Raw genomic sequence first — 23,468 nt, forward strand, 5'->3', positions numbered from 1 at the left:
ATCCGCAGTTTTATTTATCCACCTTCAATACGGCAAGGAAGGCTTCCTGTGGAATCTCCACGCGGCCAACCTGCTTCATGCGCTTCTTGCCTTCCTTCTGCTTCTCGAGCAGCTTTTTCTTGCGACTGACGTCACCGCCATAGCACTTGGCCAGCACGTTCTTTCGCAGCGCCTTCACCGTGGAACGGGCGACGATCTGCGCGCCGATCGCAGCCTGGATCGCCACGTCGAACTGCTGACGCGGGATCAGATCCTTCATGCGCTCGACCAGATCGCGGCCACGACGTTCGGCATGGACGCGATGCACGATCAGGCTCAACGCGTCCACGCGATCGCCATTGATCAGCACGTCCACGCGCACGAACGGACCGGCCTCAAAGCGCTCGAAGTGGTAGTCCATCGACGCATAGCCGCGCGACACCGACTTGAGGCGATCGAAGAAGTCCAGCACCACCTCGGCTAGCGGCATTTCGTAGGTGATCTGCACCTGCGTGGCGAGGTACTGGATCGAACGCTGCACGCCGCGCTTCTCTTCGCACAGCGTGATGATGTTGCCGATGTAATCCGGGGGGGTAAGGATGTTGGCAACGATGATCGGCTCGCGGATCTCGCCGATCAGGTGCGAGGCCGGCAACTTGGCCGGATTGTCCAGCATCAGGATCGAGCCATCGCTCCTGAGCACCTCGTAGACGACGGTTGGCGCCGTGGTGATGAGATCGAGGTCGTATTCGCGCTCCAGGCGCTCCTGCACGATTTCCATGTGCAGCATGCCAAGGAAGCCGCAACGGAAACCGAAACCCATCGCCTCGGAGCTTTCCGGCTCGAAGAACAGCGCCGCATCGTTCAGGCGAAGCTTGTCGAGTGCCTCACGCAACGCCGGATAGTCGTCCGCCGAGACCGGGAACAGGCCGGCGAACACGCGGGGCTGCATGGTCTGGAAGCCCGACAAGGGCTTCTCGGCCGGCTTGCCAGCCGACGTCAACGTGTCGCCTACCGGCGCGCCATGCACGTCCTTGATCGAAGCGGTGATCCAACCCACTTCACCCGGTGAGAGCTTTTCGAGCTTCTTGCGCTTGGGCGTGAACACGCCCACTTCGCTCACTTCATGCGCGCGCCCCGTCGACATCACCAGCAGCTTGTCGCCCGGCTTGATCTCGCCCTGCACCACGCGCACCAGCGACACGACGCCGAGGTAGTTGTCGAACCACGAGTCGATGATCAGCGCCTGCAGGCGATCGGTGTCGCCTACCTTCGGCGGCGGGATGCGAGCCACGATGGCTTCCAGCACCTCGACCACGTTCTGGCCGGTCTTGGCGCTGACGGCGACAGCGTCATCCGCGTCGATGCCGATGACCGCCTCGATCTCGCCCTTCACCTTCTCGGGGTCGGCGGTCGGCAGGTCGATCTTGTTGAGCACGGGCACCACTTCCAGGCCCATTTCCACCGCCGTGTAGCAGTTGGCCACCGACTGGGCTTCCACACCCTGTGCCGCGTCCACCACCAACAAGGCGCCTTCGCAAGCGGCCAGCGAGCGGCTGACTTCATAGGAGAAGTCCACGTGCCCTGGGGTGTCGATGAAGTTGAGCTGATAGGTCTTGCCGTCGCGTGCCTTGTACGGCAGTGAAACGGACTGAGCCTTGATGGTGATGCCGCGCTCGCGCTCGATCGGATTGTTGTCGAGTACCTGAGCTTCCATCTCGCGCTCGGTCAAGCCGCCGCAGATCTGGATGATGCGGTCGGCCAAGGTCGACTTGCCGTGATCGATATGGGCGATGATGGAGAAATTTCGGATCAGTTCCATGGAACACGCTGGCTGCGTTCACTGCCCTGCGCGGCGCGCAGGCAGCGCATGACCGGGATGATCATACGAACCTAGCATTATCGCATGGAACCGGCGCCAGCCGGGCATCTCACGCAGGTTCGCGCTTGCCGGCCCCCGAGACGGCCGCCACCCCTTGCCGGCAAGCCATTTGGCGGCGGGACGACGACAGCCCAAGCACCCGCCTTCCCGCCGCCGGCTACGGTTGCGCTGCCAGGCGCTGCCACGCCCGAACCCTGGCGCACCGCGCCTGTACACCCCGGTTAGCTCAAAACCCACCCTCATTGGGGGGCTACGCCTATCCAAAAGCTTCCGCTCGCCACTCAGCCTGAGGGACGAGCCGCGCCTTCTTGCGACTCGCTCAATATGGTCAAACAACCTGAGGGAAATTCAATATGATTATGAAATCGTTCCTTGCAAAATCGGGCTGCTTCCTGGCAATGGCCATGCTTTCAACCCCATCCACCTCAATCGCCGCCGGTCAAGGCATCAACGCAAAGCACGCTGCTTCAATCACCGTTGAATGTAGAAATGATGTCTGCTGCTACTTTGACCATGGAAAGATTCTCGCTTGCTCGGATGCGCCGGTCATTGAGGTCTAAGCAACGAAATCGCCGATGATCCGGGAGGTGCCCGGAGAGGCACCTCCCGATTTATGGCAATGTCAGGGCAATAAAGCTGCTTTGACCCTGCCTTTTAACAAGCAACAACGCGGTGTCACCCGACTTCAGACTCTTAATGGCCTCATTAAATGCTGCGGCACTATTCACCTGTTTCCGATTAACCATGAGGATTACATCGCCCGGCTGCAGGCCGGCGCGGGCGGCAACCGAACCGGTGATATTGCTGATTACCACGCCCTCGTCATTCTTCAGGCCAAGCTGCTGACGGGTATCGTTGTCCATATCCCGCACCGACAGGCCCAACGCACCGGCATCTGCACGGCCGCCAGGTTGATCCTTTCCGCCAGAAGTCGTGCCCTCCGTGCTGTCACGCGGCATCTCGCCAACGACCACTGGCACGTTCTGCCTCTTGCCGTCACGCAAGATTTCAACAGTTGACTTGGAGCCCGGTGCCACTTGACCAACCAACGGGGGAAGGTCCGCACTAGAGGTAATGGGCTGCCCATTGAAAGCCAGGACAATGTCCCTGACCCGCAAGCCAGCCTTCTCCGCCGGACTTCCCTTATTCACTTGTGCAACAAGCGCACCGGACCTGTCATCCAGCTGGAGGCCTTTGGCTATATCGTCGGTGATCGGCTGAACGACCACGCCCAACATGCCGCGCGACACATAGCCCTTCTCCTTGATCTGCTTGACCACGTTCATGGCCACGTCGATCGGAATGGAGAACGCCACGCCCTGGTAACCGCCGGTGTTGGAATAGATCTGCGAATTGACGCCGACCACGCGGCCCTGCAGGTCGAACAACGGCCCGCCGGAGTTGCCCCGGTTGATCGGCACATCCGTCTGGATGAACGAGGTATACGGCTGATCCTGGCTACCCAGGTTGCGGCCCACGGCGCTGACGATGCCTTGCGTCACCGTGTAGTCGAAGCCGAACGGCGAGCCGATCGCCAGCACCCACTGGCCGGGCTTGAGCGAACGCGAGTCACCCACGGTCACGGCAGGCAGGCTGCCCTTGGCATCCACTTTCAGCAGCGCGATGTCGTACTGCGGATCGCTACCCACCACCTTGGCCGTCAACGTGCGACGGTCCTGCAGGCGTACGGTGACCGTATCCGCTCCGTCCACCACATGCGTGTTGGTAAGGATGTAGCCGTCATTGGAGAGGATGAAACCCGAGCCCAGCGACGTGTGCTGCTGATCTTCCGGCGACGGCATCATCGGCATGCCGAAGAAACGGCGGAACATCTCCATCTGCGGATCGTCGTCATCCGGCGCATCCGGCATGCCCCTGGCGCCAGCGCGGCCCTTGGGGGTCTTCTTGCCGCTGTACTTCGCCTCGACATGCACGACCGCCGGAGCGTTCTTCTGCACGATGCCGGTGAAATCCGGCAGCCCCGACAATGCAGGCGCAGCGCTCTGCGCCTGGACACCGCCAGCCAAGGCGAGACTGATCAAGACACCGCATGAAAGCGTGCGCAGGGTGAATCGGTTCATCTAGTCCTCCGTGGTGTTTGGCGCGCGCGCCTCACCAGCCCGCAGGGCAGGCCTGATGGGACACGTGGATTCAGAAAGGGGCAAGGCCGTGGCGGGCGACACACGGCCGTGCGTCATTGCGGGGTGGCGGGCGCCTGGGTCGACGGCTGCTGCGCCTGGTCGGGATGGATCAACAACAGGTAGCTGCCGTCACCATTGCTGGCGGGATAGCGCGCCACGCGATACGGCGACATGCTGTTGCGCGAGTACAGCAGCGTACGGTTGTCACCCTCCAGCGTGGCGGACGCCTGCTGGCTGATGTGGTACGGCACTTCCGAGTACACGTTGAGCCCAGGTGGTGCCACTGCGGGCGCCCCCGAGGTGCCGGTCAACGCGGCCCCACTGTCTTGCGCAATGGTCCGGCTGGGTGCCGATGCCACTTGCGGCGAGAACTGATCCGGCTGGCCGGCTGGCTGCGCCACCATCAGCGCGGCTACGGCGACGCCGGCGGCGATGGCGCCACCTGCGGACCAGTGCAGCCAATGCCGGCGGGGTTTGCCACGGACCGCGAGACCATCCTGTTCGATGGCCTGTATGACGCGCGCCGCGAAGCCGCCGCTGGCCAGCGGTGGCAGCTGGCGGCGCAGGCCATCACGGGCCACGTGATAGCGCGACCACGCCTGCTGCAACGCCGCGTCATGGTCGACCCGCCGCAGGAGGAATCGCAGTTCCTCCTTCGACAGTTCGCCATCCATGCCGGCAGACAGGTTTTCGCGTTGGTTGTCAGTCATGGTTTTTTGTCCTCGCGGTCGGACAGGAGCGGCCGCAGTTTCTCATCGATAGCTTCACGAGCCCGAAAAATACGTGAACGTACCGTACCTATCGGACAACCCATGGCTTCGGCGATTTCCTCGTAGCTCAAGCCATCCACTTCACGCAGGGTAATCGCGGTCCGTAATTCTTCGGGCAGCGATTGGACAGTGGAAAACACGGTTTGTTCAATTTCTTGCCGCATGAGTTCGCGCTCGGGCGTGGCGCTCTCCTGCATGCGGTCCGCGCCGGGCACGAAAACGGCATCGTCGATCGCGATGTCGTCGGTCGGGGGGCGGCGTCCCATGGCGACCAGGTGGTTCTTCGCCGTGTTCACGGCAATCTTGTACAGCCAGGTATAGAAAGCGCTTTCGCCACGGAACGAACCGATGGCGCGCCAGGCGCGGATGAACGCCTCCTGTGCGATGTCTTCGCTTTCACTTTGGTTCTTCACATAGCGCGAAACCAGTCCGATGACCTTGTGCTGGTACTTGCGTACCAACAAGTCAAAAGCCCGCTTGTCCCCTTGTTGGACACGCTCGACCAGTGCACTGTCCAGTTCGTTTTCGCCCATCCGGGCCGTCTCCTTCGTCGATGCTGCCAAGCGCCTGGGATGCCCTGAGGATGGGAGCGAGTTGCTCAGACAAGCGCATCGCGTCCTAGTTCAGCATGCCGCGGCACGTTTACCAACCCCTGAGGGGGGAGGTCGCCCGCAGGCGACCATCAGGTGAAACGCATGAACATGCCTGAGGCGTACCCATAGGCGAGCCCACCCGTCCCTTCCCGGAACCGGGCCACCGGGTGCGCAAGGCACCTGGCTCGACTATCGATATGGGGGTCTCAGCAGTGCGTGCAAGTCAGGCGGCAGTGCCGGTGATCCCTGCCAGAAGGGACTGGCGCTCCTGAAGCAGCTTCTCGAACGCCGGTTGCGGCAGCGGGCGACAGAACAGGAAGCCCTGCAACTCGTCGCAGTGGTTGGCGCTCAGGAATTGTATGTGCTGCTCGGTTTCCACGCCTTCGGCCACCACGCCACGCTTGAGGCGATGGGCCATCTCGATGGTGGCACGGACAATGGCTTCGTCGTCCGGGTCCACGCCGATGTTCTTGACGAAGCTCTGGTCGATCTTGATGCGGTCGGCCGGCAGTTTGCGCAGGTAATCGAGCGAGGCTGCACCCGTGCCGAAATCGTCAATGGCGATCCGGCACCCCAGCCGATGGAGGCCTTGCAGGTTTTCCACCAGGTTGGGGGCCTCCTTGATGCTGATGCTCTCGGTGACCTCCATCTCCAGCAGGCCCGCTTCCAGCCCGCTGTCATCCAACGCCGAGGCCACCACTTCGAGCAGGTTGGGCTGCATCAGCTGGACGGCGGAAAGATTCACGCCCAGGCGCAGGCGCAGGCCAAAGCGGCGCTCCCATTCCTGCGCATGGCGACAGGCCGTGCGCAGCACCCACTCGCCAATGGAAACGATCAGGCCGGTTTCCTCGGCCAACGGAATGAAGAAGCCCGGACCGATGAAACCGAGCTCCGGATGCTCCCAGCGGACCAGTGCCTCCATGCCGACGATGTCTTCGCTCTTGGCGTCGACCTGGGGTTGGTAGAACACACGCAGCTCGCCCTTGTGTTCCGCGTGGCGCAAGCCCGATTTCAGTGCGAGGTTCTGCTGCTGCGACTGTTGCGCGCTGCCCTCGAAGATCTGGTAGTTGTTGCGGCCCAGGCTCTTGGCCGCATACATCGCCTCATCGGCGTGCTTGAGCAGGGTTTCCGCATCGGGTGCGTCATCCGGAAAGAAGCTCACGCCGATCGATGCGGTGACCTGCAGCTCCGTGCCATCGTCGATGCGCAGCGGCGCGCCCATGACCTGCACGATCTTCTCGGCGATGCGCAACACGTCCTCGCTCTTGAGGATATGGCGCAGGATCACCACGAACTCGTCACCGGCGTAGCGCGCCACCGTATCGGAGGCGCGCACGGAACCGCGCAGCCTTTGCGTGGTGGTGAGCAGCACCTGGTCGCCCACTGCGTGACCGAGCGTGTCGTTGATGGTCTTGAAGCGGTCCAGGTCCACGAACAACAGGGCAAAGGACTCGCCGGTGCGGTTGGCTTCGCGGATCACCGTATCCAGGCGATCGTTGAACAGCAGGCGGTTCGGCAGGCCGGTCAACGCGTCGAGCAAGCCCTCGGCGCGTCCCTGCTCGCGCGTGTGGCGAAGTTCGAGCGCATGCGCGAAACGCGACGCCGCACAACGCAGCACCGGCTGCACGATGGCGAGCGAAGGCAGCGGCTGCCGGGTACCAACGAGCAAGGCACCCAGGACGGTACGGCGCTCATCCTGCAACGGCCAGCCCGCGAAGCCGGCCAGGCCCAGTTGCTCAAGCAAGGGATCCATGGGGGCCAGGCGCGCGGCATCGGCCTGGTGCATCATCGCCTGTCCCGACAGCACCAGCCGCAGTGAACTCTGCATGTGCGGGCCGGGCCACAGCTGCTCGTCGCCACGCCAGAACTGGACCACTTGCACGGGCGCGCCGCCCTCGTCCTGCCTGGCTGACCATACGGCGACGTAATCCAGCCCCATTTCTTCGTAAAGCAGTCGCGCCGCTTCGGCGATGCCCTCATCGCCGCTGCCGGACCCGAACATCCTTGCCAGCAAGCCGAGGGCAACTTCGGCGCGTACGCCCGCGCGATCGCTGCGGAACATCAGCGCCACCGCATCGCGTCCGGCATGCCGGACGGCACGCGCACTGGCCTCTCCCGTGTCGGCTCCGCGCACGGAGCGGCGACGGCAGAGATACCAGTGGCGGGCGCCTTCGGCGAGCACCTGCTCGGCGCTTACCTCAGCGAAAGCCAATACGTCCTGCAGCGGACGACCACGCAATTCGTGATCACCAAGGCCGCTATGCCGCGCGACCGCGGCGCTGTATTCAAGGATGCGGCCGCGTGCAGCGTCGATCACCAGCCATTCGCTGTCGACTTCATCAAAAGCGAACCGATAGTCGCCCTCACCCGAGGCGGGCAGCGCACCCGGCGTCATGCCAGCGAGCAACGCCTTCTGCACGCGCTGCCAGCGCGCGAGCAGTTCGTGCTCAATCTGCGAGGCATACAGCCAATCCGCCACGCCCGCCGGCAACACGGTGGGCTTGAGCATGGCTGCGTCGTCAAGCACCGCGATCAGCGGCGCATCGGCACAGGCTGGCAGCTGACGCAGCCCGCCAAGCCCAGCCGCAGCGTCGCGTCCGTCGCCATCGAACACCACCACGATCAAGGCGAGCGGAGCACGTCCCTCCAGCAGGATCCCCGCGTGCGTGGCATCGCGGGCGGAATGCACGATGAAATGCCCGTCGCGCTCGAACGTATCGAACAGTGCCCGACGCAGTTCACGCTGCGCGGCGACAACGAGGATGCCAGCGGAGCCCGTCATGCCAGCTGCCACTTTCCATCTCGCAGGCGCGGACGCTGCGCCGGTTTGGGATGGCAACTCAGTCGAGCCAGCACGTCGTTGAAGCTGGTGATCACGCTTTCGGGGGGATCGAGCAGCACGACGCGCCGCACGTGGCCGGTGGTCGCGCGCGCCATCTGTCGCAACAGCGTGGCATCGGCCATGGCGAGCGGCAGGGGCAAGCGTTGCAACAGGTAGACACCGAAATGATTGCTCTGCTGCATATAGCGCAGGGCGATGTTCAGGCGTTGCGAGCCCGGCAGACCGATGTGCTCCTCGCGCAGGTTGCCCAGGCCGATATCGGGAGTCCACAGATAGACCGCCTGACCGCTACGCCGTACCAGCGAGCGCAACTGCCCGATCAACCCCAGATCCTCGCCCCCCTCGAGCGCGATCAGGTTGCTGCGCGCACTCAGGATGCGCTCGAGAATCTCGGCACCGGTCTGGCTGGGTGAAGGGGCAATAGCGGTACTCATCCGGGCCTAAATTACGTGGTCTGAAGGTGTTCGCCTAGGTGGGATGCAAGCCTTGTCGGATTCCGTGACGCATTTCATGCGTCAGCTCACAGGATGCGGTTTTACAGGATCTTCATGAATGCCTCGGCAGGCCGCCGGCGCTGTCTCGCATTCCTCGCTACGGGAAGGTATGGTGCGAAGCTTCCCGGTCACCCCAGTACCCCCATGTTCGAAGGATTGCGCTTCAATCACTGGAAGACGAGCCTGGACGACAGTGGCATCGTCACGCTGTCCCTCGACCGCGCCGGCAGCAACGTCAACGCCTTCTCGCGCGAAGTGCTGGACGAGCTCGGGCAGATCGTCGAACGCCTGGCCATCGAGAAGCCGGCGGGCGTCCTGATCCATTCGGCCAAGCCCTTTGGCTTCGCCGTGGGCGCCGACATCAAGGAATTCGTCACCTACGCCCAGCACGGCACCGTGCTGGAAAATATCGAAAACGGCCAGCGCGTGTTCGAATCGCTGGCCCGCCTGCCCTGCCCGACCGTGGCTGCCGTGCACGGCGCCTGCATGGGTGGCGGCACCGAGCTGATCCTGGCCTGCCGCCAGCGTATCGCCGCGGACGATGAGAAAACCCGTATCGGCCTGCCCGAGGTGATGCTGGGCATCCATCCCGGCTGGGGTGGTTCAGCTCGCCTGCCGCGCCTGATCGGTGCGACCGACGCGCTGCCGGTCATGCTCACCGGCAAGGCACTGTCGGCCAAGCGCGCCCTGGCATTGGGCGTGGTCGATCGTCTGGCGCCCCCGGCCGAACTGCTGGCAGAGGCAAGGGCACTCCTGCGTCGCCCCCATGCCCGCCCCTTTGCGCAGCGCGCGAAGGCCTGGGCGACCAATACCTGGGTAGCTCGCCAGGTCCTGGCGCCGATGGTGGTCAAGCAGACCGCCGCCAAGGTACGCAAGGAACACTACCCGGCCCCGTTCGCGCTGATCGACGTGTGGAAGCGCGGAGGCCCCAGCATCCAGCAACGCCTCAAGCTCGAGGCCCGTTCGGTGGCGAAGCTCGCGGAAACCTCCACCGCGCAGAACCTCATCCGCATCTTTTTCCTGCAGGAACGACTCAAGGCCCAGGGCAGCGGCATCGAGCACGGCATCAAGCACGTGCACGTGGTTGGCGCCGGCGTGATGGGCGGCGACATCGCGGCCTGGGCAGCACTCAAGGGCTTCGAGGTCACCCTGCAGGACCGCGAAATGAAGTACATCCAGCCAGCGCTGGATCGTGCCCGTCAGCTCTACGAAAAGAAGCTCAAGACTGCGGACAAGGTCGAGGCCACTGCGCGCAGGCTTCGCGCCGACGTCGAGGGCAAGGGCGTGGCCACGGCCGACCTCGCCATCGAGGCGATCTACGAGAACGCCGAAGCCAAGAAGGCGCTGTACGCCACCATCGAACCCCAGTTCCAGTCGGATGAGCTGCTGGCCACCAACACCTCCAGCATCCCACTGGATGAATTGCGCGTGGGACTGAAGGCGCCGCAGCGTTTCCTTGGCCTGCACTTCTTCAACCCGGTGGCACAGATGCCGCTGGTGGAAGTGGTCCGCCATGACCAGCTCGATGCGGCCGCAGAGAAGCGCGCGCTCGCGTTCTGCAAGGCGATCGGCAAGCTCCCTGTCGCTGTGAAGGGGACGCCCGGCTTTCTGGTCAATCGCATCCTGATGCCCTACCTGCTCGAGTCCATGCGTCTCTATAGCGAGGGCGTGCCCGGGCCCGTGCTGGACAAGGAAGCCAAGAAGTTCGGTATGCCCATGGGCCCGATCGAGCTGGCCGATACGGTGGGCCTGGACGTATGCGCCTCTGTCGGCAAGGAGCTGGCTCCCTTCCTTGGCCTGGAACTGCCTCCGGGACTCGAGGACAAGCTTGCTGCCGGCAAGCGTGGCAAGAAGGACGGCCAGGGCATCTATGTCTGGCAGGACGGCAAGCCGCAGAAGCCCGAAGTCGACCCGGACTATGTCGCTCCCGCCGACCTGCAGGACCGCATGGTCCTGCCGATGGTCAACGAAGCCGTCGCCTGCCTGGCCGATGGCGTGGTGGATGATGCCGACCTGCTCGACGCCGGCGTGATCTTCGGCACCGGGTTCGCGCCGTTCCGCGGCGGCCCGATCCAGTATGTGCGCAGCGAAGGCGCCACCGTGATCCGGGGCAAGCTGGAGAAGCTCGCCCAGCGTCACGGCGAGCGCTTCTCGCCCAAGCAGGGCTGGGATCTGCCCACGCTCGCCCAGACCGGCTTTGGATTGGCCGTCACGACCGAGCAGACGGAAGACGTCGAAGCCTGATTGCCATCGACAGGTGCAAACAAAAACGCCCGGCTGTCGCCGGGCGTTTTTTTATGGACGCATGGTTTCGCGCCGGAAGGCTTCACCACATCAGATCGTCGGGAACACCATCCTCACCCACGCCGCCGGCACTACCCGCCTGGACCAGCAAGGCCAGTTGCTGCGCATCGATCTCGCGCACCTGTTCGGCCAGTTCGCGCGTCACCAACAGGTAGCGCCCTTGCTGCTGCACGACGCCAAGCTCACCGGCATTGAGCGCGGCCAACTGCTCGGCATCCACGTGCACACGACGAATCTTGCCGCCGTACTCGAAATGCCGGACATGATCGACTTCAGGCTTGTTGAGCACCTTGCCCTGAAGCAATTGCTGGATTTTCTGCTTGCGCTCGCGACGCAGGCGAGCCTCTTCGGCGGCGGCCTGCTCGGCCTGCTTGCGCTCGCTCGCCTCCGTGTGGGCGCGAATGGCGTAGGCCTTGGCGAGATCAATCTCGCCCTGCCCCTTGCCCTGGGGCTTGTTCGCCCCGTGCTGCTTGGGATGAGGTGGCTTGCCGCCCTTAAAGGAAGGAGCGCCCTTGGGAGGACTGGGGCGCTTTTCGTCGCGGACCTGTTTGACGATGCCGCTCTTGAGCAGCTGATCGCGCAGGGATTCGGCCATGTTCTGAACTCGCTGACGTGGTGCAGGTACGGGTAAGGATCAATCAATAATGCGGCGGCGGCGGTTCGCTATGCGGATCGTGTCCTTGCGACGTGCGCAGCGACGACAGCTCGCTGCGCAGTCCTCGGATCACATCCTCCAGCGCGGCGATGCGCATGGACAGCTCCGCGTCCGCCGATGCCAGTGCGCTCACCGTATCGTCGATAAAGGTGAGCCGTACTTCCAGTTCGGTCAGGCGCTGCTGCAGCGAGTCGTCCGACATGATCAGCGCCTCAGGCTCCGGCCGCGGCCGATGCCGTAATACGCCAGGCCAGCCTCCTCGACCGCCGCCGGGTCATACAGATTGCGGCCATCGAAGATCGCAGGACTGCCGAGCATGCCGCGAATACGGGCGAAATCCGGGCTTCGGAAGGCCTTCCACTCCGTCACGATAGCCAGTACATCGGCGCCTTCCAGCGCCTGATAGGCACTATCGCAGAGCACCAGGTCATCGCGATCGCCGTAGATGCGATGGGTTTCCTCGCGAGCCTCGGGATCGAAGGCGCGCACCTTGGCACCCGCCTTCCACAAAGCTTCGATCAGGTTACGGCTGGATGCCTCGCGCATATCGTCGGTGTTTGGCTTGAACGCCAAACCCCACAGCGCGATCGTCCTGCCCTTCAGCTGTCCATCCAGATGACGCGAGATCAGCTCGAACAGCTTGGTCTTCTGATCATGGTTGACGGCCTCGACCGCGCCCAGCAGGCGCGCGTCGTAACCCACGCCTCGCGCGGTGCGCTCCAGCGCCTGCACGTCCTTGGGGAAACACGAGCCACCGTAACCGGCACCCGGATAGATGAAATGATAGCCAATGCGCGGATCCGAGCCGATGCCCTGGCGCACCAGCTCCACATCGGCGCCCACGCGCTCGGCGATGTTGGCGATCTCGTTCATGAAACTGATCTTGGTGGCCAGCATCGCGTTGGCCGCGTACTTGGTCAGCTCGGCCGAGCGCTCGTCCATCACCACCGTGCGGTCATGATTGCGATTGAACGGCGCATACAGCTTGCGCAGCACGTTGACTGCACGCTCGCTGGAACTGCCAATGATGATGCGATCCGGGCGCAGGCAGTCTTCAACCGCGTCGCCTTCCTTGAGGAATTCCGGGTTGGACACCACGTCGAATTCGACCGACACACCGCGCCTCGCCAGCTCACCGGCGATCGCCTCGCGCACGCGGTCCGCCGTACCTACCGGCACGGTCGACTTGTTGACCACCACGGTGTAACGGTCCAGGTGCTGCCCGATCGTGCGAGCCACGCCGAGCACGTATTTCAGGTCGGCGCTGCCGTCCTCGTCCGGCGGCGTACCCACCGCGATGAACAGGACTTGGCCGTGCTCGATGGCCGGCGCCGGATCCGTCGTGAAATCGAGCTGGCCACTGGCATGGTTGCGCTTGACGATGGGCTCCAGGCCCGGCTCGTAGATGGGAATCTCGCCCTGCTTGAGGCGAGCCACCTTGCCCGCGTCGATGTCGACGCAGACGACGTGATTACCCATTTCTGCCAGGCAGGCTCCGGTGACCAGACCCACATAACCGGTGCCAAAGATGGTGACCTTCATTGTCGCAACAACTCCTAAAGGCAAGGCTCGGGATTCTAGCAGGACCGTGCGCTACCGCACGCCAATCCAGATCAGAACCGCCTTCCGCACCATCAGTCGTCACTTAAAAAAACACGGGGCGCGAATTGCTTCGCGCCCCGTGCATGGTCTCGAAAGAGACGTCTGGCCGATTACTTCGCGCCGCCAGCCTGCTCGCCAGCCGGCGTCGCGCCGGTCTTGACCAGGGTGACGTCGAAGATGATCGTCGCGTTCGGCGGGAAGCCGTTCTGCGGCTGCGCACCGTAAGCGATGTTCGACGGGATGAAGAACTTGTAGTGACCGCCGACCTGCATCAACTGCATGCCTTCGCGGAAGCCCGGGATCACGCCGGCGAGCGGGATCGACGCAGCGCCGCCGCCTTCGTGCTTGGACGAATCGTCAAACACTTCGCCATTGACGAAGGTGCCGACGTAGTTCACCTGCACGGTGTCGCCCGGACCCGGGCGAGCGCCCGTACCCTGGCTGATCACCTGGTACTGCAGGCCCGAAGCCGTGCTCTTCACGCCCGGAGCGGTCTTGTTCTTGGCGAGGAAGGCATCGCCTTCGGTCTTGTTCTTGGAGGCGACCTGGGTGTACTCGGCCTTGGCCTTTGCCTGCAGGTTGGCCACGAACGCGTCACGCACCTGCTTGGCTTCGGCTTCGCTCATGGTCGGCTTCTGGCCCGACAGCGCCGACTGCAGGGCGCGGGCGACGGTCGCCGGATCCACTTCCTCGCGGACGAGCGGCGGCAGCGAGCTGGCCAGATCCCAACCGACCACGTAGCTGGCCTTGGTCTTGTCGACCGCAGCCGGTGCGGCAGCGGCGGGGGCGGCAGTCTTCGCAGCCTGTGCGTGCACGCCAGCGGTCATGCCCAGGGCAACAGCGAGCGCGGCCGCCGTCAGCGTGGGACGCAAAAATTGCTTCATTTGGAACTCCCTCGTATTTGAGTGTGCCGGCGCTACCGGACTAAGCCCCCCCCGATGGAGGCAGGCCCCGCATTGTGCGGTCCTTGTCGAGTCTTGGCAACGCTGTGGGGGCTACGACCGTCAGTCGTGATTAAAAGTTCACGACTTGGCTGATTTACCGCGGTTTTTTACGATTTCTGCACATGCTCAGGGATGCTGCGACCACCATCAGGCGTGACCATCCCCGGAGCGACCGGGTTTTTCCAGCGTATCCCGCAGCGCCGCCTGCAGGCGCGCGTGCACCTGCACCAGTCCTCGCCACAGCAGCCAGGCCAGCAACAGCAACACCAGAACCAGCACCACCGCCACCTCGCGCGGAGGCAGGATGGTCGATGCGAGTGCCGCCACCAGCAGGCCCAGCACCCACATGGTCATCAACGGGATGAAGCGTGCAAGGACGGCGCGAATGCGCATGTTGTACGCGCCACCGATTCGCTCGGGAATGCTCAGTTCCGCCAGCAGCATGCCCAACGCGGAAGCCTTGCGGTAAGCCGCCACGATCATCGGCAGCGAAATCAGCGCGGCGATCGACCAGGCCAGGCTGCGTTTCACCTGTGGTCGGTCCGCCAGGAAATCCCAATGGAAGAAACCGCGTCGGTAGAGGTAGGACATGATCAGGAACGCTGCCACCACCAGCATCATGTTGATGATCACGTGCCACACCAGGCGGCGGATCATCTTCGCCACTACCGCACCCTGCCCGCTCAGGCTAAGGCTGCCCATCCAGTCGGTGTACGCAGCCAGCGCGCTCGTGAATGTCCTCGGCAGGCGCCTGCTCAGCACATCCGCCAGCGGGTCCGACGAACGAACCAGGTAAGGCGTCAGGAAGGTGGTGATCGCCGATACGGCCACCGCCACCGGATAGAGGAAACCACTGGTGACCTTGAGAGTGAGGCCCAGCGAGGCGATCACGAAGGAGAATTCGCCGATCTGCGCCAAGCCCATGCCGACACGCAGTGATGTGCGACCACCATTGCCGGCGACGAAAGTGCCGAAGCCGCAGGTCAGCACCTTGCCGATGACAACGACCACCGTCACGACCAGGATCGGCAGCCAATACTCCTTGAGCATGGCCGGATCGATCAGCATGCCGATCGCCACGAAGAAAATCGCACTGAACATGTCGCGCACAGGGCCGATGATGCGCTCCACCCGCTCCACGCTTTGCGACTCGGCCACGATCGCGCCGATCATGAAAGCTCCCAGCGCCACGCTGTACCCCATCTCCGACACGAGCAGGCAGAAGCCGAAGCACAGGCCCAGCACCGCCACCAGGAGCACGTCGTCGCGACTCACCTTCGCGATGTAGTCGACGACACGCGGCACCAGCAGCAAGCCGACCACCAGCGATACCGCCATGAACAACGTGAGGCGCCCCACCGCCCCCACGGCCTCGCTGGCTTCCAGGCCGCCCGTACTGGCGATGCCGGTAAGCAACGCCATCAACACGATGGCCAGCACGTCCTCGACGATGAGGATGCCGAACATCAGCTGGGCAAAGCGCTCGCGCTTGAGGTTCAGATCATCGAGCGCCTTCATGATGATGGTGGTCGAGGACATCGAGAGCATGGCGCCGAGGAACAACGCGTCCATCGAACTCCAGCCAAAGAACCGGCCGATCTCGTAGCCGAGCCACAGCATCAGCACGATCTCGCATACAGCCGCCACCAGCGCCGCGCCACCGACCTCGCGCAGCTTTTTCAGGCTGAATTCGAGCCCTAGCGCGAACAGCAGCAGGATCATGCCCAGTTCTGACAACGTGCGGATCGTCTGCTCATCGTGGATGAAGACCACGGGAAACGTATAAGGCCCCACCAGCACGCCAGCGATGATGTAACCGAGTACGACCGGCTGACGCAGCCGCTGGAAGATCACCGTGGTCAGTCCCGCGATCAACATGACCGTCGCGAGATCCTGGATGAAGTGCAAATCGTGCATCGACAAAACCCGTGGGGACGTCTTGCAAGACTAGCAATCGAACTCGCGCTGCACAGCCCTGCGCAGCGATGTGAGTTGCTCACGCCGATGAATGTGTCGAAGAAATCGTCCGTCGCACATCAAGCCCCCGTCTTCGACTCGACGTAACTGCTTGTTGTGATTAATACGTGAAAAATAATTGAAGAAATTTCGTCGCGAGCGCTTGACGAAATCGCAATCCCAACCTATTCTTTCGGGCTTCCAGAGGCACACGGGGCCATAGCTCAGCTGGGAGAGCGCCTGCATGGCATGCAGGAGGTCGGCGGTTCGATCCCGCCTGGCTCCACCAAATTTAGATACGTCCCCATCGTCTAGAGGCCTAGGACATCACCCTTTCACGGTGGCGACCGGGGTTCGAATCCCCGTGGGGACGCCACTCTAAAGCCAAACCGGTTTCCGGCGTAGCGGCAAGAGTGGTCAAGGATGAAATCTGTTGGTGTAGTACTGGAAGTTGTAAAAACGTGGAGCGGTAGTTCAGTCGGTTAGAATGCTGGCCTGTCACGCCGGAGGTCGCGGGTTCGAGTCCCGTCCGCTCCGCCACTTTACAAAGAGCCCGCCATTGGCGGGTTTTTTGTTGCCTGAAGAAAAGCCTGCACGGCTTTCCGCGACCGCAGCTTCGCGATATTTGGCTATACCGGACTTTCACGCACCGCAGACACCTACGGAAGCGCAGCCTCATCCGGCGAACGATGGTCTTCCAGACGCTCCAGCGTCCCCTTCGAGTGACCCTGCTCCGCCAGGTATTCCAGCCAGCGCGACAGGAACCCGTTCATGCGCAGCCGGTGCTGCAGCACCGTATGTGCCGGCGGGAACGGTCCAAGCACCTGCCACAGATGGCGCCCCGGGTGGCAATGCAGCGCCTCGGCCACGTGGGCATCGGAATACATCCGCAACTGTGCCGACGGCGACGGCTGCCCAGTATGCGCATCGACAAAGTTGTAGGTGAGCTCCAGCTCCAGCGTATACGGGTGCCGCTCCTGCACCTGAAGGCGCACGTCCAGCCCATCGTCCACACTGGACACATAGAACCCCGGCGCGAGTTCCTCTGGCGCAAACAACCTCACCAGCCGGTGGTAGTTCTCCGCATACAACCCCATCAGGAAGCCGAAGCGGCCTGGCAGGAGGGCGTTGCGGCTGTCCAGTACGACACTCATGGGCGGCAATGACTCCTCGTTAGAACATGGTGCGCTCGATGCCGAAGCGATCGAAGATCTTGCTGGCGATCTCCTCGATGGAGACGTGAGTGGTGTTGAGGTTGGGAATGCCCTCGCGACGCATCAACTTTTCAGCCTGCGCCAGCTCCCACCTGCACTGCTCCAACTTGGCATAGCGACTGCCGGCGCGCCGCTGCTCACGGATCTGCGCCAGCCGTTGTGGATCAATGGTGAGACCGAACAACCGGTCCTTGTAAGGGCGCAGCCTCGCGGGCAGTTCCAGCTTGTCCAGGTCGTCGTCGGTCAGGGGGTAATTGGCGGCACTCACCCCGTAATGCAAGGCCATGTAGAGGCAGGTCGGCGTCTTGCCCGAACGGGATACGCCGACCAGGATCAGGTCGGCCTGGGCATAGTCCACATCAATGCCGTCGTCATGCGACAAGGCGTAGTTGGTCGCGTTGATGCGCGCCTCATACTTGTCGAAATCGACCAGGCCATGCGAGCGGTTCACCGCACCGGACCGCTTGGCGCCCAGCTCCTCCTCCAGCGGACCAATGAAGGGTGCGAACACGTCCAGCATCAGGGCCCCGCTTTCGGCCACGATCTCGCACAGGTCGCGCGACGCCATGGTGTTCACCACGATCGGGCGCTCGCCCGTCTGGGCGTAGCGGGTCTTGATGCGCAGCGCGGCAGCCTCGGCCTTATGCGCGTCATCGACGAACGGCAGGCGATGCTTGTCGAACTGGACCCCCTCGAATTGGGCCAGGATGCTGTTACCGATCGTTTCCGCGGTAATACCAGTGGAATCGGAGATGAAGAAAACGGTTCGTTGCATGGCTAACCCGAAGTCCCTGACTGTTCCTGGCCATCACCTTAGCGCAACGCATAAAGCCTGTCTTTGCTTGACTCCCGCCTGACTGGTATGCAGCTGGCGTGGGTTTTGCGCGGAATGGTCTTCTTGTGCTGCGCACCATCGACAGCGGACAATACCAGTTCTTTGTTGCCGGTTTTTGGACCGAACCGGCCAAGCCACTTCGAAACTAAGAGCTCTTGAGGAGACTCCCTTGAACGACCTGGTGCTTTGGCTCGACACGCTGCGCATGACCGACCTGGGCAAGGTGGGCGGCAAGAATGCGTCACTGGGCGAGATGATCGGAAATCTCGCCAAACTCGGCGTGTCCGTGCCCGGTGGCTTCGCCACCACCGCGGATGCGTTCCAGCAGTACCTCGACAAGAGCGGCGTGGCCAAGCGCATCCAGGCACGCCTGGCCTCGCTGGACGTTGACGACGTCGAGGCGCTGACCACCGCCGGCAAGGAAATCCGCGAGTGGGTCACCGAGACGCCGCTGCCGACTGATCTGGACAACGCCATCCGCGACGCCTACGCCAAGCTCTGCAAGGACGCGGGTGCGGAGAACATCGCCGTGGCCGTGCGCTCCTCCGCCACCGCCGAAGACCTGCCGGACGCCTCGTTCGCCGGCCAGCAGGAAACCTTCCTCAACGTGGTCGGCATCGAAGATGTGCTGCACAAGGTGAAAGAGGTCTTCGCTTCCCTCTATAACGACCGCGCCATTGCCTACCGCGTGCACCAGGGCTTCAAGCACGAGGACGTGTTCCTCTCCGCCGGCGTGCAGCTGATGGTGCGCTCGGACGTGGGCGCCTCCGGCGTGCTGTTCACGCTGGACACCGAGTCCGGCTTCCGCGACGTCGTCTTCGTCACCGGCTCCTACGGCCTGGGCGAAATGGTCGTGCAGGGCGCGGTGAACCCGGATGAGTTCTACGTGTTCAAGCCCACGCTGAAGGCTGGCAAGCCGGCGGTGCTGCGTCGCAGCCTCGGCGCCAAGCAGTTGCGCATGGTCTATTCCAGCGCGCCGGGTGAGCGCGTCAAGACCGAAGAGACCCCGGCCGACCTGCGCAACAAGTTCTGCATCAACGATGAGGATGTGCAGGAACTGGCGCGCCAGTCGCTGATCATCGAGCAGCACTACGGTCGTCCCATGGATATCGAATGGGCGAAGGACGGCAACACCGGCAAGCTCTACATCGTGCAGGCCCGCCCGGAGACGGTGAAGTCGCGTGCGCACGCCACCCAGCTCGAGCGCTTCCACCTCAACGAGAAGGGCAAGGTGCTGGCCGAGGGCCGCGCCATCGGCCAGAAGATCGGCGCCGGCAAGGCCCGCGTGATCCGCTCGCTGGCCGACATGAACAAGGTGCAGGCCGGCGACGTGCTGATCGCCGACATGACCGATCCCGATTGGGAGCCGGTGATGAAGCGTGCCGCCGCGATCGTGACCAACCGCGGCGGCCGCACCTGCCACGCCGCCATCATCGCCCGCGAGCTGGGCGTGCCCGCGGTGGTCGGCACCGGCAATGCGCTGGACCTGATCCCCGACGGCGCGGAAGTCACCGTGTCCTGCGCCGAAGGTGACACCGGCATGATCTACGAGGGCCAGCTGAAGTTCGACCGCGTCACCGCGGACCTTGGCGACATGCCCGAAGCGCCGCTCAAGATCATGATGAACGTGGCGAACCCGGAACGCGCCTTCGACTTCGGCATGCTGCCGAACGCCGGCATCGGTCTGGCTCGCCTGGAAATGATCATCGCCAGCCACATCGGCGTTCATCCCAAGGCGCTGCTGGAATACGGCAAGCAGGACGCCGAGACCAAGAAGAAGATCGACGAGCGCATGGCCGGCTATGCCGACCCGGTGTCGTTCTACGTCGATCGCCTCGCCGAAGGCATCGCCACCATCGCCGCGTCGGTGTACCCGAAGCCGGTGATCGTGCGCCTGTCCGACTTCAAGTCGAACGAATACGCCGGCCTCATCGGCGGCTCGCGCTACGAGCCGCACGAAGAGAATCCGATGATCGGCTACCGCGGCGCCAGCCGTTACGTCGATCCGGGCTTTGCCGAGTCGTTCGGCCTGGAGTGCAAGGCGGTCAAGCGCGTGCGTGAAGTGATGGGCCTGGACAACGTGTGGGTGATGATCCCGTTCGTGCGCACCCTCGGCGAAGGCCGCAAGGTCATCGAGGTGCTGGGCAAGAACGGCCTCAAGCAGGGCGAGCACGACCTCAAGGTCATCATGATGTGCGAGGTGCCGTCCAACGCGCTGCTCGCCGATGAGTTCCTGGAGATCTTCGACGGCTTCTCGATCGGTTCCAACGACCTCACCCAGCTCACCCTGGGCCTGGATCGCGATTCCAGCATCGTGGCCAACCTGTTCGACGAGCGCGACCCGGCGGTGAAGAAGCTGCTGGCGCTGGCGATCAAGACGGCTCGCGAAAAGGGCAAGTACGTGGGCATCTGCGGCCAGGGTCCCTCCGACCACCCGGATCTTGCCGAGTGGCTGATGGACCAGGGCATCGAGTCGGTATCGTTGAATCCCGATACCGTGGTCGATACCTGGCTGCGTCTCGCCAAGAAGAAAAAGGCCGCCTGAGTTCCAGGCAGCCAGCAGAAGGCGGCGCGAAAGCGCCGCCTTTTTGCTGCCCCGACGTCAGGATTCGCAAGGATGGCCCGCGTTATCGAACAGGCTGTCGTCCGAGCGGATCAACCCCTGCTCCACCACGAGAAAGGTCGCTATGGGCAACGCCAGCGAGCCTGCACCCTGCCCGCTTCTCGCGACGAAACGCACGGCCACGCGATCGCCGTCGATGAGCACGTCCTGCACCTCATCGTGGATATCGGGAAGCCGCTCAAACAGCGCGCGATACGTGCGCACCACCCCTGCCCGTCCCATGCGTACCGTGCAGAAGTCTGACGACGACAACCGGGCGTCCTCCGCATACAGGACGGCCATCCCCATCGCATCATGGCGATTGAAGGCGTCGAACATCGCGCGCACCACCGTCTGTGGCGTTGCATGGACGGAGGGCGATGCCGTGGCAGCGGCCATGAGAAGCAAGGCGGTCGGAATCATTGAGGTACTCCCAGGGAAACGTACCTCCAGCCTCCCCCTCCGCTGCCACCGGCGCGGTTCAGGGCTTGCTCTCCTGGCAATCCGGAACCTTCATCTTTGGTGGAGGTCCACCCAGACTGACGGGCGAACGGAGAACACCCATGCAGCGGTTGACCAGACTCCTGACAAGGAACAAGGGTTTCATCGTCTTCATGCTCGGCATGCTGGTGTTCCGCAGCGCCGTCGCCGACTGGAACGTGGTGCCGACGGGATCCATGCAACCGACCATCCGCATCGGTGATCGCATCCTGGTCGACAAGGCCGCCTACGATGTGCGCCTGCCATTCACCCATGTTTCGCTGCTGCATCTGGCCGATCCCGCACGGGGCGACATCGTGGTGCTCGACTCGGCAGCGGCAGGAGAACGCCTGGTCAAGCGCGTCATCGGCATTCCCGGCGATACGGTGGCACTGCGCCACAACCTGCTGTATGTGAACGGGCAATATGCCGGCTATCAACCGACCCGAGTCGAGGGTATACGCGACGACCGGGAAGACCCCGCGCTCTACGCCACCGAGACCATCGACTCCCTGCACCACGCCGTACGCTGGTCAATTGCCGCGCAAGGCCACAGCAGCGACTTTGGTCCCGTGACCGTACCGGCCGGCCAATACCTGCTGCTGGGCGACAATCGCGACAACAGTGCAGATTCCCGCTATTTCGGCTTCTTTCCGCGTAAAGAGATCACCGGTCGCGCCACCCGCGTCGTCGTCTCACTCGACCCTGGCAACCACTACCTGCCTCGCGAAGGACGCTGGGGCGCCTCCCTGCAATAAACCGCATCGCCCCCATTGCCACACTGTCATCCGGTGCGTACAATTGCCGGCTCGCGTGGACCACACGCACCGCTTTGGAGAGGTGGCAGAGTGGTCGAATGTACCTGACTCGAAATCAGGCGTACGTGTAAGCGTACCGTGGGTTCGAATCCCACCCTCTCCGCCAGAAAAGCAAAACGCCCCCTCGTGGGGCGTTTTGCTTTTCTGACGTTGACGGCCGGGTGAGAACCCACCGGGTTCGACAAATTTGCCTGGAGCAAATTTGGACAGCCGCAGGCTGGCCCCGCAGCGCGAAAGCGCGAAGGGGTCAGGGCCATGGATGGCCCTGACAATCCCACCTTGCATGATCACCGGGCGTTTCAGTTTTTCTGAGGGTGACGGCCGGGTGAGAACCCACCGGGTTCGACAAATTCGTCTGGAACGAATTTGGACAGCCGCAGGCTGGCCCCGCAGCGCGAAAGCGCGAAGGGGTCGGGCCAGGGAAGGCCCCAACAATCCCACCCTGCATGCGTGTGAGGCTCTGCATCGCCACAGTCCAAAATCCCATCTGCAAATCTGGAACAAGCGCGCAACCAACGTCACTGGATCCTCGCTTTCGCGAGGATGACAAGTGAATGGTTCTCGCGCGTCGCTTCACTTCCACCCCATCGATTCTTTGCGCATTCCCCCCACTTCCGTCATGCTCGCACCGCACCGCCATACCAGGCTTCCCATGATCGAATTTGGACACGGAACCCACGTCGGCCTGCGCCGCACGCGCAACGAAGACACTTACTACGCCGACGCTTCGCTCGGCCTGTTCCTCGTCGCGGACGGCATGGGTGGTCACCAGCATGGCGAAGTTGCTTCGGCGCTGGTGCGCGATGCAGTAACCGATCTGGTGACACGCGGTCACAGCCTGGTCGAGGCCGTGCGTGCCGCCGACGTGCGGCTGATCCAGCACAGCCGCGGCTTCCAGGATTCACGCCCGATGGGTACCACCATCGCCGCATTGCGCCTGCACGCGGATACCTACGAGGTTGCATGGGTCGGCGACAGCCGCGTGTACTTGTGGCAGAAGAACCTGCGCCAGGTCAGCCACGATCATTCACTGGTGCAGGAATTGGTCGCAGCAGGCACGCTCGACGCCACGCAGGCGGCGCGTCATCCTCAGCGCAACGTGATCACCCAGGCACTCGGCATCACGGCGCCGGAGCAATTGCATATCGGCATGGCGCGCGGTCGACTCGAACCGGGCATGTGCTTCCTGCTGTGCACCGATGGCCTTACCGAAGAAGTGAGCGACGCCGCCATGGCCGGCGTCGTGTCGCGCCGTGATCTCTCCGCACAGGAAAGCGTGGAGCATCTTTTGCTCGCCGCACTGGATGCCGGCGGCAGCGACAACATCACGGCGATCCTTGCGCGCATCAACTGAGGC

At 63.3% G+C, this 23,468-nt stretch carries 19 protein-coding genes and 4 tRNA genes; 9 read left to right on the top strand and 14 right to left on the bottom strand.

Annotated elements, in window-relative coordinates:
* Positions 1-10: 10 nt before the first annotated feature.
* Complete coding sequence (lepA, locus tag EPB08_RS05975; RefSeq protein ID WP_130618166.1) at positions 11-1,801, bottom strand: translation elongation factor 4; 1,791 nt, start codon at positions 1,799-1,801, stop codon at positions 11-13.
* Between the two features lie 413 nt (positions 1,802-2,214).
* Here lepA and EPB08_RS05980 point away from each other — a divergent pair, with 413 nt between their 5' ends.
* Positions 2,215-2,421, top strand: a complete 207-nt coding sequence (locus tag EPB08_RS05980) for a hypothetical protein (protein ID WP_130618167.1) — start codon at positions 2,215-2,217, stop codon at positions 2,419-2,421.
* A gap of 51 nt (positions 2,422-2,472) precedes the next feature.
* On the opposite strand, the gene EPB08_RS05985 is transcribed toward EPB08_RS05980, so the two are convergent.
* The 5 genes from EPB08_RS05985 to EPB08_RS06005 form a co-directional block, all read right to left on the bottom strand.
* On the bottom strand, positions 2,473-3,942 hold the full coding sequence (locus EPB08_RS05985) for a DegQ family serine endoprotease (RefSeq protein ID WP_130618168.1): 1,470 nt from the start codon (positions 3,940-3,942) through the stop codon (positions 2,473-2,475).
* Between the two features lie 113 nt (positions 3,943-4,055).
* A complete protein-coding gene (locus EPB08_RS05990; RefSeq protein WP_130618169.1) occupies positions 4,056-4,712 on the bottom strand; it encodes a sigma-E factor negative regulatory protein in 657 nt (218 codons plus the stop codon).
* Complete coding sequence (gene rpoE / locus EPB08_RS05995) at positions 4,709-5,305, bottom strand: RNA polymerase sigma factor RpoE (protein ID WP_130618170.1); 597 nt, start codon at positions 5,303-5,305, stop codon at positions 4,709-4,711. The genes EPB08_RS05990 and rpoE overlap by 4 nt, the downstream gene beginning before the upstream one ends.
* Before the next feature lie 283 nt (positions 5,306-5,588).
* Positions 5,589-8,147: a putative bifunctional diguanylate cyclase/phosphodiesterase gene (locus EPB08_RS06000; RefSeq protein ID WP_130618171.1), complete on the bottom strand. Its 2,559-nt coding sequence runs from the start codon at positions 8,145-8,147 to the stop codon at positions 5,589-5,591.
* Complete coding sequence (locus tag EPB08_RS06005; RefSeq protein WP_130618172.1) at positions 8,144-8,641, bottom strand: hypothetical protein; 498 nt, start codon at positions 8,639-8,641, stop codon at positions 8,144-8,146. Before EPB08_RS06005 ends, EPB08_RS06000 begins: the two co-directional genes overlap by 4 nt.
* A 204-nt stretch (positions 8,642-8,845) precedes the next feature.
* Between EPB08_RS06005 and EPB08_RS06010 the strand changes: the two genes are divergently transcribed.
* Positions 8,846-10,945, top strand: a complete 2,100-nt coding sequence (locus EPB08_RS06010) for a 3-hydroxyacyl-CoA dehydrogenase NAD-binding domain-containing protein (protein ID WP_130618173.1) — start codon at positions 8,846-8,848, stop codon at positions 10,943-10,945.
* An 82-nt stretch (positions 10,946-11,027) separates the two neighbouring features.
* On the opposite strand, the gene EPB08_RS06015 is transcribed toward EPB08_RS06010, so the two are convergent.
* The 5 genes from EPB08_RS06015 to EPB08_RS06035 all read right to left on the bottom strand — a co-directional run bounded on the left by EPB08_RS06015 (position 11,028) and on the right by EPB08_RS06035 (position 16,123).
* Entirely contained in the window at positions 11,028-11,600 is a 573-nt protein-coding gene (locus EPB08_RS06015; RefSeq protein ID WP_130618174.1) for a DUF2058 domain-containing protein, read from the bottom strand.
* 43 nt (positions 11,601-11,643) lie between these two features.
* Positions 11,644-11,862 carry a SlyX family protein gene (locus EPB08_RS06020; protein ID WP_205746293.1) on the bottom strand — a complete coding sequence of 73 codons (219 nt, stop codon included), beginning with the start codon at positions 11,860-11,862 and terminating at the stop codon, positions 11,644-11,646.
* 2 nt (positions 11,863-11,864) lie between these two features.
* Positions 11,865-13,202: a UDP-glucose dehydrogenase family protein gene (locus tag EPB08_RS06025; protein ID WP_130618176.1), complete on the bottom strand. Its 1,338-nt coding sequence runs from the start codon at positions 13,200-13,202 to the stop codon at positions 11,865-11,867.
* Between the two features lie 170 nt (positions 13,203-13,372).
* On the bottom strand, positions 13,373-14,146 hold the full coding sequence (locus EPB08_RS06030; RefSeq protein WP_130618177.1) for an FKBP-type peptidyl-prolyl cis-trans isomerase: 774 nt from the start codon (positions 14,144-14,146) through the stop codon (positions 13,373-13,375).
* Between the two features lie 207 nt (positions 14,147-14,353).
* Positions 14,354-16,123: a cation:proton antiporter gene (locus EPB08_RS06035; RefSeq protein ID WP_130618178.1), complete on the bottom strand. Its 1,770-nt coding sequence runs from the start codon at positions 16,121-16,123 to the stop codon at positions 14,354-14,356.
* A 252-nt stretch (positions 16,124-16,375) separates the two neighbouring features.
* On the opposite strand from EPB08_RS06035, the gene EPB08_RS06040 reads away from it, so the two are divergent.
* From EPB08_RS06040 to EPB08_RS06050, 3 genes are all read left to right on the top strand, one after another.
* Positions 16,376-16,451, top strand: a tRNA-Ala gene (locus EPB08_RS06040).
* Positions 16,452-16,462: 11 nt separating this feature from the next.
* Positions 16,463-16,538 (top strand) — tRNA-Glu (locus EPB08_RS06045).
* Positions 16,539-16,625: 87 nt separating this feature from the next.
* Positions 16,626-16,702: transfer RNA gene (locus EPB08_RS06050), tRNA-Asp, on the top strand.
* A 119-nt stretch (positions 16,703-16,821) separates the two neighbouring features.
* On the opposite strand, the gene EPB08_RS06055 is transcribed toward EPB08_RS06050, so the two are convergent.
* Together EPB08_RS06055 and ppsR are read right to left on the bottom strand one after the other, a co-directional pair.
* A complete protein-coding gene (locus tag EPB08_RS06055) occupies positions 16,822-17,316 on the bottom strand; it encodes a DUF1249 domain-containing protein (RefSeq protein ID WP_130618179.1) in 495 nt (164 codons plus the stop codon).
* Positions 17,317-17,335: 19 nt separating this feature from the next.
* Positions 17,336-18,151 carry a posphoenolpyruvate synthetase regulatory kinase/phosphorylase PpsR gene (gene ppsR / locus EPB08_RS06060; protein WP_130618180.1) on the bottom strand — a complete coding sequence of 272 codons (816 nt, stop codon included), beginning with the start codon at positions 18,149-18,151 and terminating at the stop codon, positions 17,336-17,338.
* 229 nt (positions 18,152-18,380) lie between these two features.
* On the opposite strand from ppsR, the gene ppsA reads away from it, so the two are divergent.
* A complete protein-coding gene (ppsA, locus tag EPB08_RS06065; RefSeq protein WP_130618181.1) occupies positions 18,381-20,756 on the top strand; it encodes a phosphoenolpyruvate synthase in 2,376 nt (791 codons plus the stop codon).
* A gap of 57 nt (positions 20,757-20,813) precedes the next feature.
* Here ppsA and EPB08_RS06070 read toward each other — a convergent pair whose 3' ends face one another.
* The gene (locus tag EPB08_RS06070; RefSeq protein ID WP_130618182.1) at positions 20,814-21,236 is read right to left on the bottom strand and encodes a nuclear transport factor 2 family protein; all 423 of its coding nucleotides are present in this window, start codon (positions 21,234-21,236) and stop codon (positions 20,814-20,816) included.
* A 140-nt stretch (positions 21,237-21,376) separates the two neighbouring features.
* Here EPB08_RS06070 and lepB point away from each other — a divergent pair, with 140 nt between their 5' ends.
* The 3 genes from lepB to EPB08_RS06085 all read left to right on the top strand — a co-directional run bounded on the left by lepB (position 21,377) and on the right by EPB08_RS06085 (position 23,465).
* A complete protein-coding gene (gene lepB, locus EPB08_RS06075; RefSeq protein ID WP_130618183.1) occupies positions 21,377-22,051 on the top strand; it encodes a signal peptidase I in 675 nt (224 codons plus the stop codon).
* A 76-nt stretch (positions 22,052-22,127) separates the two neighbouring features.
* Positions 22,128-22,217 (top strand) — tRNA-Ser (locus EPB08_RS06080).
* Between the two features lie 546 nt (positions 22,218-22,763).
* Complete coding sequence (locus tag EPB08_RS06085; RefSeq protein ID WP_130618184.1) at positions 22,764-23,465, top strand: PP2C family protein-serine/threonine phosphatase; 702 nt, start codon at positions 22,764-22,766, stop codon at positions 23,463-23,465.
* Positions 23,466-23,468: the final 3 nt, after the last annotated feature.

This window comes from Dyella amyloliquefaciens (assembly GCF_004296575.1).
GTDB classification, from domain to species: Bacteria; Pseudomonadota; Gammaproteobacteria; order Xanthomonadales; family Rhodanobacteraceae; genus Dyella; species Dyella amyloliquefaciens.

Excerpts from the sequence above, each read along its gene's own strand:
- lepA (WP_130618166.1), bottom strand. The coding sequence starts at position 1,801 with ATGGAACTGATCCGAAATTTCTCCATCATCGCCCATATCGATCACGGC.
- EPB08_RS05980 (WP_130618167.1), top strand. The coding sequence starts at position 2,215 with ATGATTATGAAATCGTTCCTTGCAAAATCGGGCTGCTTCCTGGCAATG.
- EPB08_RS05985 (WP_130618168.1), bottom strand. The coding sequence starts at position 3,942 with ATGAACCGATTCACCCTGCGCACGCTTTCATGCGGTGTCTTGATCAGT.
- EPB08_RS05990 (WP_130618169.1), bottom strand. The coding sequence starts at position 4,712 with ATGACTGACAACCAACGCGAAAACCTGTCTGCCGGCATGGATGGCGAA.
- rpoE (WP_130618170.1), bottom strand. The coding sequence starts at position 5,305 with ATGGGCGAAAACGAACTGGACAGTGCACTGGTCGAGCGTGTCCAACAA.
- EPB08_RS06000 (WP_130618171.1), bottom strand. The coding sequence starts at position 8,147 with ATGACGGGCTCCGCTGGCATCCTCGTTGTCGCCGCGCAGCGTGAACTG.
- EPB08_RS06005 (WP_130618172.1), bottom strand. The coding sequence starts at position 8,641 with ATGAGTACCGCTATTGCCCCTTCACCCAGCCAGACCGGTGCCGAGATT.
- EPB08_RS06010 (WP_130618173.1), top strand. The coding sequence starts at position 8,846 with ATGTTCGAAGGATTGCGCTTCAATCACTGGAAGACGAGCCTGGACGAC.
- EPB08_RS06015 (WP_130618174.1), bottom strand. The coding sequence starts at position 11,600 with ATGGCCGAATCCCTGCGCGATCAGCTGCTCAAGAGCGGCATCGTCAAA.
- EPB08_RS06020 (WP_205746293.1), bottom strand. The coding sequence starts at position 11,862 with ATGTCGGACGACTCGCTGCAGCAGCGCCTGACCGAACTGGAAGTACGG.
- EPB08_RS06025 (WP_130618176.1), bottom strand. The coding sequence starts at position 13,202 with ATGAAGGTCACCATCTTTGGCACCGGTTATGTGGGTCTGGTCACCGGA.
- EPB08_RS06030 (WP_130618177.1), bottom strand. The coding sequence starts at position 14,146 with ATGAAGCAATTTTTGCGTCCCACGCTGACGGCGGCCGCGCTCGCTGTT.
- EPB08_RS06035 (WP_130618178.1), bottom strand. The coding sequence starts at position 16,123 with ATGCACGATTTGCACTTCATCCAGGATCTCGCGACGGTCATGTTGATC.
- EPB08_RS06055 (WP_130618179.1), bottom strand. The coding sequence starts at position 17,316 with ATGAGTGTCGTACTGGACAGCCGCAACGCCCTCCTGCCAGGCCGCTTC.
- ppsR (WP_130618180.1), bottom strand. The coding sequence starts at position 18,151 with ATGCAACGAACCGTTTTCTTCATCTCCGATTCCACTGGTATTACCGCG.
- EPB08_RS06070 (WP_130618182.1), bottom strand. The coding sequence starts at position 21,236 with ATGATTCCGACCGCCTTGCTTCTCATGGCCGCTGCCACGGCATCGCCC.
- lepB (WP_130618183.1), top strand. The coding sequence starts at position 21,377 with ATGCAGCGGTTGACCAGACTCCTGACAAGGAACAAGGGTTTCATCGTC.
- EPB08_RS06085 (WP_130618184.1), top strand. The coding sequence starts at position 22,764 with ATGATCGAATTTGGACACGGAACCCACGTCGGCCTGCGCCGCACGCGC.